The sequence below is a fragment of the Paenibacillus aceris genome (assembly GCF_017874035.1).
Taxonomy (GTDB): Bacteria; Bacillota; Bacilli; order Paenibacillales; family NBRC-103111; genus Paenibacillus_E; species Paenibacillus_E aceris.
Genome location: NZ_JAGGKV010000001.1, coordinates 236,533 through 249,684, shown reverse-complemented (window position 1 = coordinate 249,684; position 13,152 = coordinate 236,533). Strand labels below are relative to the sequence as shown.

The window sequence follows — 13,152 nt, the reverse complement described above, 5'->3', positions numbered from 1 at the left end:
TTACATTTTGACACCCTATAGGGCTTGTATTATACTTGTAGGGAGCGTTTTTAGGACTATTGGAGGTTGTTTCTTTCATGACAGAAAAGGTTAAAGTAGTAACCCTCGGATGCGAAAAGAATATGGTCGATTCCGAGATTATGGCAGGTCTAATACATGGACGTGGTTTTCAGCTTGTAGACAACAAGGAAGATGCCACTGTCATTATCGTGAACACTTGCGGGTTCATTGATGCGGCGAAAGAAGAATCCGTAAATACAATTTTGGATATGGCAGAACTGAAAGAAACAGCGAATCTTAAGGCTCTTATCGTTTCAGGTTGCTTAACCCAGCGTTACAAAAAGCAGCTGTTGGACGAAATGCCAGAGATTGACGGAATCGTGGGAACTGGAGATTTTGATAAAATCAATCACATCGTAGATGAGGCTCTTCGTGGAAAAAGACCGGTTCTTGTTGGGAATCCGGTATTTAACTATGATGCGGATCTGCCAAGGCTTGTTACAACACCTCGTTATACGGCGTATGTGAAAATTGCCGAAGGCTGCGATAATGCATGCACTTTCTGCAGCATTCCAATCATGCGCGGCAGTTTCAAGAGCAGAAGCATGGAGTCGATTGTAGCGGAAGTAACTAATCTTGCTTCACAAGGCGTTAAAGAGATTAGCTTAATTGCACAGGATTCTACCAACTACGGTACTGATCTGTATGATAGCTTCATGCTGCCTACACTTCTGAATAAAGTGAGCGAGGTAGAAGGCATTGAATGGGTACGCCTGCACTATGCTTATCCTGGTTTCTTTAGCGATGAGTTAATTGAAGTTATGGCAACGAACCCAAAAGTGTGCAAATACATCGATATGCCGCTTCAACACAGCGAAGATTCGATTCTTAAACGCATGCGCAGACCTGGCCGTCAAAAGGATACGCGTGAATTGGTTCGTAAAATTCGTGAATCGATCCCGGATGTCGCGCTGCGTACATCGCTAATTGTTGGTTTCCCAGGTGAAACGGAAGAAGATTTCGAAAACTTGAAGCAGTTTGTTCGCGATGTTCAGTTTGATCGTCTTGGTGTGTTTGCCTATTCCAAGGAAGATGATACACCAGCTGCTCGTCTGCCAAATCAAGTTCCTGATGATGTAAAAGAGTACCGCGCGAACGCGATTATGGAAATTCAACGTGAAATTTCGAATATCCGCGGCGGTCGCCGTATCGGTCAAGAAATTGATGTGCTGATCGAGCGTTACGATGGCAGAAGTGATGTTTATATTGGGCGTTCTCAATTTGATGCTCCAGAGATCGATGGTGAAGTATTCGTGTCGAACGGTAAGCTGACGATTGGTGAGCTCGCCAAAGTTCGTATTACCCACTCCTATGAGTTTGATTTATCTGGGGAGGTAATTGCATGAACCTGGCCAACCGCATCACCGTTGCGAGGATTTTACTAGTACCGATCATCATGTTTTTCCTGTTGATTAAGGTGAAATTCCCTCATATACGGATCGAGGAATTTAGCATTACGTATAATCAAATTATTGCTGCTCTAATTTTCATTATTGCAGCGAGCACAGATAGTTTAGATGGTTACATTGCCAGAAAACGCAATCTTGTAACCAATTTGGGCAAGCTGCTTGATCCGTTGGCGGATAAGCTGCTTGTTACGGCTGTGCTCGTTTCGTTAGTGGAAATGGGTAAAGTAGATGCATGGATTGTCATTGTCATTATCAGCAGAGAATGGGCGGTAACAGGTCTTCGCCAAATTGCTCTCTTGGAAGGTACAGTGATGGCGGCTAGCAAATGGGGAAAAGCGAAGACGGCAGCTCAGATCACAGCCATCATTGCACTACTTATCAATAATTTTCCGTTTACGTTTGTGCACTTTCCCTTTGATGTAATAGCTAGTTGGGCAGCGGCCATTATTACGGTCTATTCAGGTATCGAATATTTTGTAAAGAATAAACATGTCATAGATTTTTCAGAAAAGACACAATAGGGAGACCTATTGGTTTTTTTCTATTTTAAGGAGGAAGCTTGGATGAAAGCAGAAATTGTTGCTGTTGGAACAGAGCTTTTACTTGGCCAAATTGTAAATACGAATGCACAATTCCTTTCTAGGGAATGTGCGGCGATTGGCGTGGACATGTATTTCCAGACGGTAGTTGGCGATAATGAGCATAGATTATTAGAAAGCCTCAAACTAGCCGCTTCCAGAGCGGATGTCGTCATTTGTACAGGCGGACTTGGTCCAACCCAAGACGACCTGACAAAAGATGTCCTAGCGGCGTATGTGGGCCGTCAGTTGCTCATTCATGAGCCATCCATGAAAGCAATCACAGAAATGTTCCAATCTCGCGGCATACATATGGTAGAAAGCAACAGACGTCAAGCGCTAATGCTTGAAGGCAGCGATCCGTTACATAACGAAACAGGGCTTGCAGTTGGTGTCGCTTTGACTTATGAAGGGACACATTTCATCCTTCTTCCCGGACCACCTAAAGAAATGAAACCCATGTTCACGAAGTATGCGGTTCCTTGGCTGCGCGCGGTTATGAAAGATGAAGTTCCTCTGTATTCCAAAATGCTCAAATTTGCAGGTATCGGCGAATCTAATTTAGAGCATGAATTACTTGATTTGATTCAAGCTCAGTCTGATCCAACCCTTGCACCGTATGCCAAAGAAGGCGAAGTGACGATTCGCTTAACAACGCGTGCACACTCTGTAGAAGAAGGCGAGAGCAAAATATTTGCGACAGAGCAAGAGATTAGAAATCGCTTAGGTCAACATATTTATGCAGATCAAGACGTTCCGATTGAAACGATAGTGCTGCAATTGCTTGATGAGCGCAAGTTGACTCTAGCTGTCGCTGAGAGCTGTACAGGGGGCTTGCTTAGTGATTTAATTACTTCCATCCCAGGGAGCTCGAATTCCTTTCTAGGGGGAATTATCTGTTATTCGAATGCACTAAAGCATAAGCTGCTTGGTGTTCCTATGGAAGTACTCGAAGGCGAAGGTGCTCCAGGTGCGGTTAGCAGCGAGACAGCGGTTATTTTAGCTGAAAGCTTGATTACTACAACCGGTAGTGACTTTGGCATCTCCGTTACGGGAGTGGCGGGTCCAGGCACGTCTGAAGGTAAACCGGTGGGGCTAGTATACATCGGATTTGCTCAAAAGAACGCGGAAACCAAAGTGATTCCTTTACAGCTTTCGGGAAACAGGGAGTCTATTAAACACAGGTCAGCGAAGAGTGCGCTCTATCAATTATGGAAACAGTTGAAAGAAATCTAGAGTTCGCATATAATGAAATGAGTGTTAACGGAAGAACCGTAACAAAGCGATAACTTTGTTGCGGTTTTTTGTTTGTTCGCGAAAAAGTCGAATGTATGTTCGAAAAAGTACTTGGCAAACACCCCGAAACAAGTTATCATATACCTATAATGATAGAAGGAAGTGAGTGTTTTGACAGACCGTCGCGCAGCACTTGATAATGCATTACGACAAATTGAGAAGCAATTCGGAAAAGGCTCCATCATGAAGCTTGGCGAATCGACTCATATGCAAGTTGAAACGATTTCAAGCGGAGCGCTAGCCCTTGATATTGCACTTGGAATAGGTGGATTCCCACGCGGAAGAATTATTGAAGTATACGGACCTGAATCCTCAGGTAAAACAACAGTAGCTTTACATGCTATCGCTGAAGTCCAAAAAGTTGGCGGACAAGCTGCATTTATCGATGCAGAGCACGCTTTGGATCCTTCGTATGCAAGTAAGCTCGGCATTAACATAGATGAGTTGTTGCTTTCCCAGCCAGATACGGGTGAGCAAGCTCTAGAGATCGCAGAAGCGCTTGTAAGAAGCGGTGCCGTAGATATTATCGTCATCGACTCCGTAGCAGCACTAGTGCCTAAAGCAGAGATCGAAGGCGAGATGGGGGATTCCCACGTGGGTCTGCAAGCCCGACTAATGTCTCAAGCACTTCGTAAGCTTTCTGGTGCGATCAATAAATCAAAAGTTATTGCGATTTTCATTAACCAATTGCGTGAGAAAGTCGGCGTAATGTTCGGAAACCCAGAGACAACGCCAGGTGGCCGTGCGCTGAAATTCTACTCCTCTGTTCGACTTGATGTTCGACGCGTTGAAACAATCAAGCAGGGCAATGATATGGTGGGTAACCGTACGAGAATTAAGGTCGTTAAGAATAAGGTAGCTCCGCCGTTCAAACAAGCGGAAGTGGATATTATGTACGGCGAAGGGATTTCGCGTGAAGGCAGTATCATTGATATCGGGACAGAGATGGATATCGTGAACAAAAGCGGAGCTTGGTATTCCTATGAAGGCGAACGTCTTGGCCAGGGCCGTGAAAATGCGAAGCAATTTTTGAAAGAGAACAAAGCAATGTCCGAAACAATTGAACAAAAAATCCGTGAGAACAGCAACTTGATTGTCGCGGTTGGGCCAAATGTTGACGATGAAGATGAAGAGTTAGAACTGGCTATCGAATAAAGTCGAAAATATCATACCATGAAAGCACCTTAAACCTTGAGTTAGGGTGCTTTCGTTTTATTAAAGGAGCTGGAGAGGTTGGAGCAGGAAGAACAGCAGCCGTCCATGATCACGATGGTGGAAAAGCAGAAGCGGGGCAAGCACCGCTATAATATATTTCTGAATGAAGAGTATGCCTTTTCTGTTCATGAAGACATTTTAATTAAGCATCGATTAGTCAAAGGTGAACTCGTAAATTCTCATGAAATAGAACGCATTATTCAAGATGAAGAGCAGAATAACGCTTATATGAAAGCTTTGCGTGTCATCGGTCGACGTCCGCATTCGTCCAGCGAATTGAAGCGCAAGCTCAAAGAAACGGGTTACGAGCCGCCAGTTATCGAGTGGGTAATTGATAAATTAGCCTCGCAAAATTACCTCAATGATGAGGAATTTGCAAAGATGTGGACAGATAGCCGTATCATCTCTCAAAAAAAAGGTCGCAATCTTGTGCGCCAAGAGCTTCAGCAAAAAGGCATCCGCAAAGAGCTGGTTAAGCATGCAATGGACAATATTAATCCAGAAGATGAAATAGCAGGCGCCATGAAACTTGCCCAAACAAAATGGAAGCAAACTTCAGGCGAAACATTTGAGAAGAAAAGAAAGACAGCAGCGTTTCTTATGCGCAGAGGGTATACGGGGGCTGTAGTAACTAAGGTACTAAGTCAATTAAGCAGTGAGTCGAGCGAGGACGAATTTGAAATCCTAGACGATTCTTTTGATTATTAATATCGTTAATTAAATGGTGGAATTCATTCATGTCATTAACCGTTTTGGTGGCATTTGGCAGATCAAGATGATCTTCTCATGGAAGATCGCTTGACAAGCTTCTTCGACAAAAGATAAAATAACAGTGTATATTTTCATAATGTATTCAAAATCATACTTATTTCATTGATTTTGAGAGGACAGATGTAAAAACCGCCAATTTTTACACTGTTGATTATGGATTATTAGCACTATAGTGCCTCTAACGCACAGTGCGCATTCATTTAAAAGCCATACTCTTTTTTATCTTAGGGTATGTATGACTAGTCAAACAATTAAAAATCGGATTAAAAAACCGAACGGAATCCCAGGCTAACACCTTGGAGAAACCAACGAGGAGGTGAACAAGATGATGACTTTCATCTGGATCGCGATCATTCTCATTGTTGGAGCTGCATGCTTAGGGATTGGTTATTTTATCCGTAAATCTCTTGCAGAAGCGAAAATTTCCAGTGCTGAAACAGCCGCTGAGCAGATTAGAGAAGCTGCTAAGAAAGAAGCAGAAGCACTGAAAAAAGAAACGGTTCTGGAAGCAAAGGACGAAGTGCATAAACTTAGGTCCGAAGCTGAAAAAGACATTCGTGAGCGTCGGAATGAAATTCAACGACAAGAAAGACGATTGTTGCAAAAAGAGGAATCGCTGGATAAAAAATTAGAATCTCTCGAGCGTAAAGAAGAGCAAGTTGCCAACAAAGAGAAGCGGATCGAGGATACCCAAAATCAAATTGATCAGCTTTATAAAAGCCAAGTTTCGGAGTTAGAGCGTATCTCAGGTCTTACTATGGAAGAAGCGAAGAGCATTATTCTTACTAATGTAGAACAAGAAGTACGTCACGAAACAGCACAGCTTATTAAAGAAATCGAACAACAGGCCAAAGAAGACGGCGATAAGAAAGCACGTGAAATCATCACGCTTGCCATTCAGCGTTGCGCAGCAGACCATGTTGCGGAAACGACCGTTTCCGTTGTTTCATTGCCAAATGAAGAGATGAAAGGCCGCATCATTGGTCGTGAGGGACGTAATATCCGTGCACTGGAAACATTAACGGGGATTGACCTTATTATTGATGATACGCCGGAAGCAGTTATTTTATCTGGATTTGATCCAATCCGACGTGAAATTGCACGAACATCTTTAGAAAAGCTTGTTGCTGATGGAAGAATTCATCCGGCACGCATTGAAGAGATGGTTGAGAAATCCCGTAAAGAAGTGGACGAGCGTATCCGCGAATATGGGGAGCAAGCCACGTTTGAGGTTGGCGTTCACGGATTGCATCCTGACTTGATTAAAATTTTGGGTCGACTGAAATTTAGAACAAGTTATGGTCAAAACGTGTTGAAGCATTCCATGGAGGTAGCTTATCTGGCTGGTCTGATGGCCGGGGAGCTCGGGGTAGACGTAACTTTGGCGAAACGTGCCGGGCTGCTTCATGACATCGGTAAGGCGCTTGACCACGAGGTTGAAGGATCTCATGTCGAAATCGGTGTTGAGATTGGTAAGAAGTACAAGGAGCATCCAGTCGTTATTAACAGTATTGCTTCGCATCACGGCGATGTGGAGGCAACGTCAGTTATCGCGATGTTAGTCGGAGCAGCAGATGCATTATCCGCGGCGAGACCTGGAGCACGCAGGGAAACGCTCGAAACATATATTAAGCGTTTGGAGAAGCTCGAAGAAATATCGGAATCTTTTGAGGGTGTTGAGAAATCATACGCCATTCAAGCAGGTCGCGAAGTACGTGTTATGGTTCAACCTGAGAAAGTGGATGATACCGAAGCGTTCCGTCTGGCCCGCGATATTACCAAAAAAATCGAGGGTGAACTCGATTATCCAGGACATATTAAGGTTACGGTCATTCGTGAAACACGAGCTGTTGAATACGCTAAATAAGAGTAACCAATGCGAAAAGTGGCTGATACAGCCACTTTTCCTTATTTTCTGGAGGGAAGCTCTTTTGGAGTTTAACTGTCCACGCATCTATGTTTATAAAGGAGCTATAATTTCGTTATGAAAATTGTATTTATTGGTGATATTGTTGGTTCTGTTGGAAGAAAAGCGTTAAAGAACATCATGCCTCGATTAAAGCAAGCACATCCTCACGCGGTGTTCATTGCCAATGGAGAGAACGCTGCTGCTGGCAAAGGGATTACTGCCGCTATAGCTAAAGAAATCTATGAGATGGGCATTCAGGCGCTTACAATGGGCAATCATACATGGGATCAGAAAGAAATATTTGATTTTATTGATCGGGATGAGAAAATGGTTCGGCCGGCTAACTTTCCACCTGGAACACCGGGCAGGGGGCATACGGTTATTAAAGTCAAAGATCAAGAGCTTCTCATAATCAACTTACAAGGACGCACGTTCTTACCGCCAATCGATTGTCCATTCCGAAAAGTTGATGAGATTCTCGAAGCAGATAGAAAGAAACACAAATTTGTTTTTGTTGATTTCCATGCGGAAGCGACTTCTGAGAAAATTGCCATGGGGTGGCATTTGGATGGGAAGGTATCCGCGGTAGTCGGTACCCACACCCATGTACAGACCAATGACAACCGGGTATTGCCGCAAGGAACGGCATATGTGACGGATGTAGGGATGGTAGGTCCACGTGATGGAATTCTAGGGGTAGAACGAAATGCCGTGCTGCAGAGGTTTAAGACACAGCTTCCTGTAAGATTCGTGACCGATGAAGGGAAATGGCATTTCCACGCAGTCGTTATTGAATTGAATGATCAAACGGGGCTGGCGAAAGGGATTCAGCTCATACGTTACGATGAAGATCAAGTATTCATGGATTAGTTTTTATAATTCAGAAAATTATGAATATTTGATTTCGGTGGTAAGTCATGTTTGTGCAACCTCGAGAATATGATGGTTAATGGAACTATCCATCATTCCCGAGGAGGTACTATTCATGGATGTATTAAAAGTTTCAGCAAAATCCAACCCAAACTCCGTTGCAGGTGCATTGGCAGGTGTTTTGCGTGAGCGCGGAGCAGCTGAGCTCCAAGCAATCGGTGCAGGCGCCCTAAACCAGGCCATTAAAGCAGTAGCGATCGCAAGAGGATTTGTGGCGCCCAGCGGAGTTGACTTAATTTGTGTACCAGCCTTCACAGATATCGTGATTGACGGGGAAGATCGGACGGCCATCAAACTAATTGTAGAGCCGAGGTAACCAGCGGTATCATACATAATGCATGCAGCCTGTTTACCTAGTAGACAGGTTTTTTATTCTACACCCAAACCTCTGAATAAGAGGTTTTTGTCTTGTTTAGCCGATTAATAAGGAGGCTGGATGAATGAAGATTATGGATGGTCATTGTGATGCGCTAACAAAACTGTTTGTTAACCCCAAACTCGATTTTGGCAAGGAAGAACAGGAACTGGATGTCAGTTATCCGAGACTAAAGCATGCGGGAGTTAGGGTTCAATGTTTTGCCATCTATTTATCGGACACGATCCAGCAGCCTACATTTGATCATATTTTACAGATGGTTGATATTTTTCACCGCAAAATTGTTAGTCATCCCGGCATGCGGTTTATACAAAATGTGCAGGACTGGCATGATATGGAGGCCGGAGAGCAAGTAGGGGCTATTCTTACACTTGAAGGTGTGGACGCGCTAGCAGGGAATTTTACACATTTACGAATCCTTTACCACCTTGGGGTACGAAGTATAGGGCTAACTTGGAACTACGCGAATTGGGCTGCTGACGGTGTTATGGAGCCTAGAAAAGGGGGTTTCACAAGAAAAGGGAAATTGATGTTAAGAGAATTAGAAACTATGGGTATAATAGCAGATGTGTCTCACTTATCGCAGACGGCATTCTGGGAAATGGTCGAAGTGTATCGTAAACCTTTTATTGCTTCCCACTCAAATGCACAGAAAATATGTCCCCATCCAAGAAATTTATCAGACGATCAAATAAAAGCTATCATTCAATGTCAGGGACTTATTGGCATCACATTTGTTCCTTACTTTGTGGATAGCGTGAATCTGGCTGTACCTATAGCAGCCTTGCTCAAACATATTGATCACGTCTGCTCATTGGAGGGAGAAAGACATATTGGATTTGGATCAGATTTTGACGGCATTGAGCAGTGGATCAAAGGGTTAAGGCATACCGGACAATACGAAAACTTAATAGAGGCGCTGTGTAAAAACTATAGGGAGGCTCAAGTAGAGGCGTTTTTGTTTGGAAATTGGCGTAATTTCATGCTGGCAAATCTTCCGAAATGAAAACTGAGAATCAATCTAAAATTGATATGGGTTCGATCTAAAAACTCTATCTGTTAGAATCGTTTGTACCCCTTGCATTTTGCTCCATAAAGGCATAGAATTTGGTTGACAAGTGAAAGATTTTTTTTATTGCATTATCTTATTTTACTTAAAAATTTAGCTTTTAATGTCTTCGAGCAGCTACAATCAAAAGGAGTGGACGTACGGTGATTAGTCAGTTATCTTGGAAAATCGGAGGTCAACAGGGTGAAGGGGTCGAAAGTACTGACCGAATCTTCTCTACTGCATTGAACCGTCTCGGTTACTATTTGTATGGGTACCGTCATTTCTCTTCACGGATTAAGGGGGGACATACAAATAACAAGATTCGCATCAGCACCAAGCCGATTCGCGCAATTTCAGATGATTTGGACATTCTGGTAGCGTTTGACCAGGAAAGTATCGATTTCAATGCTCACGAGCTTCGTGACAACGGTGTAATCGTTGCAGATGCCAAATTTAACCCTGTTTTACCTGAAGGAATTAAAGCACGTCTGTTTCCAGTTCCAATTACTGCAATTGCAGAAGAACTAGGAACATCCCTATTTAAGAACATGGCCGCATCAGGTGCATCTTGGGCGCTGCTCGGTTTGCCGCTTGATGTGTTTAATAAAGCTGTTGAAGAAGAATTCGGACGTAAAGGCGCGGCTGTCGTTGAGAAAAACATCGAGGCTGTTCGTAAAGGTGCTGAATCCGTTCTGGAATTGGCAGGCGGCCCTATCGCTGACTTCCAATTGGAGCCGGCTGACGGCAAACAAAAATTGTTCATGATCGGTAACGATGCAATCGCGCTTGGAGCTGTAGCTGCTGGCTGCCGTTTCATGCCTGCATATCCGATTACACCTGCTTCCGAGGTAATGGAATATTTGATCAAAGCACTTCCTAAATTCGGCGGTACTGTTATCCAAACGGAAGATGAGATCGCAGCTTGCACAATGGCTATCGGCGCTAACTACGCTGGTGCGCGTGCTTTGACAGCATCTGCTGGTCCTGGTCTGTCCCTGATGATGGAAGCTATCGGTTTGGCTGGTATGACAGAAACTCCGGTCGTTATCGTTGATACACAACGCGGCGGTCCAAGTACAGGTCTTCCAACGAAACAAGAACAATCCGACTTGAACGCAATGGTTTACGGTACGCACGGTGAAATCCCGAAAATCGTATTGTCTCCTAGCACAATTGAAGAATGCTTCTACGATACAATCGAAGCTTTTAACTTGGCAGAGAAATACCAGTGCCCAGTTATTCTGATGACAGATCTTCAGCTTTCCCTAGGTAAACAATCCGCTGAAATGCTGGATTACAACCGCATCGTGATCGACCGCGGAAGCCTGGTAACAGAAGCTCCTGAACTGCCTGCTAATGAATTGTTCAAACGTTATGAGTTCACAGAGAACGGTGTGTCTCCACGTGTGATTCCAGGCGTTAAACATGGTCTTCACCACGTAACTGGGGTAGAACATGACCAAACGGGTCGTCCTTCGGAGAGCACTGAGAATCGTCAAAGAATGATGGATAAACGTCTTGAGAAGCTGAAACACATTCAAGTAACGGATGCCATCAAAGCAGATGCTCCTCATGAGACCCCAGATCTTCTGATTATCGGTATGGGATCCACTGGCGGTACAATTGATGAAGCAAGACGCCGCGTTGAGAAAGAAGGCATCAAAACGAATCACGCGACTGTACGCTTGATTCATCCTTTCCCAGCTGAACAGCTGAGACCGCTTGTAGAGAAAGCAAAAACAGTGATCGTTGTTGAAAACAATGCAACGGGTCAATTAGCTGATCAAATTAAACTGCATGTTGGTCATGCAGATAAAATTAAAAACGTTTTGAAATACAACGGTAATCCGTTCCTTCCAGCAGAAATCGAACAAAAATGTAAGGAGTTGACTTTAGCATGGCAACATTAAAAGATTTTCGTAACAATGTAAAGCCAAACTGGTGTCCAGGATGCGGAGACTTCTCCGTACAAGCAGCTATTCAACGTGCGGCGGCTAATGTTGGTTTGGAGCCTGAAGGTTTGGCAATCGTATCGGGTATTGGTTGCTCCGGACGTATTTCCGGTTACATCAATGCTTATGGTTTCCACGGTATTCACGGCAGATCGTTGCCAATCGCACAAGGTGTGAAAATGGCAAACCGCGACTTAACAGTTATCGCTTCCGGCGGTGACGGAGATGGTTTCGCAATCGGTATGGGTCATACGGTACATGCAATCCGTCGTAACATTGATGTAACTTACATCGTTATGGATAACCAAATCTACGGTTTGACAAAAGGTCAAGCATCTCCACGTAGTGCGGAAGGCTTCAAAACGAAAAGCACACCGCAAGGTACAATCGAGTCCGCTATCTCGCCATTAGAAGTAGCTATGGCAGCGGGTGCAACATTTGTAGCACAATCTTTCTCCAGTAACTTGAAACAGTTAACAGCTGTTATCGAAGCTGGTTTGAACCACAAAGGATTCTCCCTGATCAACGTTTTCAGCCCATGCGTAACTTTCAATAAAGTGAACACATATGACTGGTTCAAAGAAAACATTGTTGATCTGGATGAAATTCCTGATTATGACTACACGAACCGCGTAATGGCAATGACCAAAATCATGGAAACTAACTCCATGCTGACAGGTATCATTTACCAAAACAAAGATAAAAAGAGCTATGAAGATTCTATTCCTAGCTTCGCAAAAGAAGGACTCTCGAAACAAAATCTTCAAATTTCAGAAGCAGACTTCAACAAAATGCTCACTGAATTCAAATAATCGTTCGACCTTGAGGGCATATGGAGATAATCCGTATGCCCTTTTTGCTGGGCGGCAATACTGACAACTATACCAATTTAAAGGATGATACATACATGAAAACAGTTCCTGTAGGGGTTTCCGCTAGACATATTCATTTATCACCGGCACATATTGAGATTTTATTCGGTCAAGGCTATAAACTGAACCAATTCAAGGATCTTTCGCAACCTGGACAATTTGCAGCTCAAGAAACAGTTACGATTGTTGGACCGAAAAGCAAAATAGAAAAAGTGAGAATTTTGGGACCTGCACGTCCATTTACACAAATTGAAGTATCGCGAACGGATGCTTTTTCTCTTGGCATTAATCCGCCTGTACGTGAATCAGGCCATATTGATCAAACGCCGGGTCTCCGTGTAATAGGACCTGCGGGTGAGGTTGACCTTGATCAAGGCGTGATTGTTGCTGCCAGACATATTCATTTTCATACTTCAGATGCAGCAAAATGGGGCATTCAGGATAAAGAACTGCTTCGTGTAAGAGTAAATGGCGAACGACCATTGATTTTTGAAAATGTGATTGCCCGTGTATCGGAACAGTTTGCTTTGGACATGCATATCGACACAGATGAAGGGAATGCCGCAGGGGTAAAAACAGGTGATATGGCGGAGATTCTCGAATAGTACGAATAATGCGCTATATTCACAGTTATGCCAATTTCCTTTTGATCTGAATAGGCATGTGATGTTATAATAAAAGTTGCGTAATTATTTGTGTATTACGTAAGTTTTACCAACGCAAACTCGTAGGA

At 43.6% G+C, this 13,152-nt stretch carries 12 protein-coding genes; all 12 read left to right on the top strand.

Going from position 1 to position 13,152, the window contains the following annotated elements; all coding sequences use genetic code 11:
* The first annotated feature begins 77 nt into the window (after positions 1-77).
* A complete protein-coding gene (gene rimO / locus J2Z65_RS01125; protein WP_167056335.1) occupies positions 78-1,406 on the top strand; it encodes a 30S ribosomal protein S12 methylthiotransferase RimO in 1,329 nt (442 codons plus the stop codon).
* The gene (pgsA, locus tag J2Z65_RS01120; protein ID WP_167056339.1) at positions 1,403-1,990 is read left to right on the top strand and encodes a CDP-diacylglycerol--glycerol-3-phosphate 3-phosphatidyltransferase; all 588 of its coding nucleotides are present in this window, start codon (positions 1,403-1,405) and stop codon (positions 1,988-1,990) included. The genes rimO and pgsA overlap by 4 nt, the downstream gene beginning before the upstream one ends.
* 42 nt (positions 1,991-2,032) lie before the next feature.
* Complete coding sequence (locus tag J2Z65_RS01115) at positions 2,033-3,283, top strand: competence/damage-inducible protein A (protein ID WP_167056342.1); 1,251 nt, start codon at positions 2,033-2,035, stop codon at positions 3,281-3,283.
* A gap of 171 nt (positions 3,284-3,454) precedes the next feature.
* A complete protein-coding gene (recA, locus tag J2Z65_RS01110) occupies positions 3,455-4,498 on the top strand; it encodes a recombinase RecA (RefSeq protein WP_209855656.1) in 1,044 nt (347 codons plus the stop codon).
* Between the two features lie 78 nt (positions 4,499-4,576).
* Entirely contained in the window at positions 4,577-5,266 is a 690-nt protein-coding gene (locus J2Z65_RS01105; RefSeq protein ID WP_209855654.1) for a regulatory protein RecX, read from the top strand.
* 388 nt (positions 5,267-5,654) lie between these two features.
* A complete protein-coding gene (gene rny / locus J2Z65_RS01100; RefSeq protein ID WP_127450944.1) occupies positions 5,655-7,196 on the top strand; it encodes a ribonuclease Y in 1,542 nt (513 codons plus the stop codon).
* A 117-nt stretch (positions 7,197-7,313) separates the two neighbouring features.
* Positions 7,314-8,108, top strand: coding sequence for a TIGR00282 family metallophosphoesterase (locus J2Z65_RS01095; protein WP_167056348.1), 795 nt, complete (start codon positions 7,314-7,316; stop codon positions 8,106-8,108).
* 115 nt (positions 8,109-8,223) lie between these two features.
* Positions 8,224-8,484 (top strand): stage V sporulation protein S, encoded by a 261-nt coding sequence (locus J2Z65_RS01090; RefSeq protein WP_028558349.1) that lies wholly within the window; start codon positions 8,224-8,226, stop codon positions 8,482-8,484.
* A gap of 124 nt (positions 8,485-8,608) precedes the next feature.
* A complete protein-coding gene (locus J2Z65_RS01085) occupies positions 8,609-9,550 on the top strand; it encodes a dipeptidase (protein WP_167056351.1) in 942 nt (313 codons plus the stop codon).
* Positions 9,551-9,756: 206 nt separating this feature from the next.
* Entirely contained in the window at positions 9,757-11,505 is a 1,749-nt protein-coding gene (locus J2Z65_RS01080; protein ID WP_167056354.1) for a 2-oxoacid:acceptor oxidoreductase subunit alpha, read from the top strand.
* Positions 11,493-12,359 (top strand): 2-oxoacid:ferredoxin oxidoreductase subunit beta, encoded by an 867-nt coding sequence (locus J2Z65_RS01075; RefSeq protein WP_167056357.1) that lies wholly within the window; start codon positions 11,493-11,495, stop codon positions 12,357-12,359. Before J2Z65_RS01080 ends, J2Z65_RS01075 begins: the two co-directional genes overlap by 13 nt.
* A gap of 95 nt (positions 12,360-12,454) precedes the next feature.
* On the top strand, positions 12,455-13,024 hold the full coding sequence (gene pduL / locus J2Z65_RS01070; protein ID WP_209855652.1) for a phosphate propanoyltransferase: 570 nt from the start codon (positions 12,455-12,457) through the stop codon (positions 13,022-13,024).
* Positions 13,025-13,152 lie beyond the last annotated feature (128 nt).

Excerpts from the sequence above, each read along its gene's own strand:
- J2Z65_RS01095 (WP_167056348.1), top strand. The coding sequence starts at position 7,314 with ATGAAAATTGTATTTATTGGTGATATTGTTGGTTCTGTTGGAAGAAAA.
- pgsA (WP_167056339.1), top strand. The coding sequence starts at position 1,403 with ATGAACCTGGCCAACCGCATCACCGTTGCGAGGATTTTACTAGTACCG.
- J2Z65_RS01085 (WP_167056351.1), top strand. The coding sequence starts at position 8,609 with ATGAAGATTATGGATGGTCATTGTGATGCGCTAACAAAACTGTTTGTT.
- J2Z65_RS01115 (WP_167056342.1), top strand. The coding sequence starts at position 2,033 with ATGAAAGCAGAAATTGTTGCTGTTGGAACAGAGCTTTTACTTGGCCAA.
- rny (WP_127450944.1), top strand. The coding sequence starts at position 5,655 with ATGATGACTTTCATCTGGATCGCGATCATTCTCATTGTTGGAGCTGCA.
- J2Z65_RS01075 (WP_167056357.1), top strand. The coding sequence starts at position 11,493 with ATGGCAACATTAAAAGATTTTCGTAACAATGTAAAGCCAAACTGGTGT.
- rimO (WP_167056335.1), top strand. The coding sequence starts at position 78 with ATGACAGAAAAGGTTAAAGTAGTAACCCTCGGATGCGAAAAGAATATG.
- pduL (WP_209855652.1), top strand. The coding sequence starts at position 12,455 with ATGAAAACAGTTCCTGTAGGGGTTTCCGCTAGACATATTCATTTATCA.
- J2Z65_RS01090 (WP_028558349.1), top strand. The coding sequence starts at position 8,224 with ATGGATGTATTAAAAGTTTCAGCAAAATCCAACCCAAACTCCGTTGCA.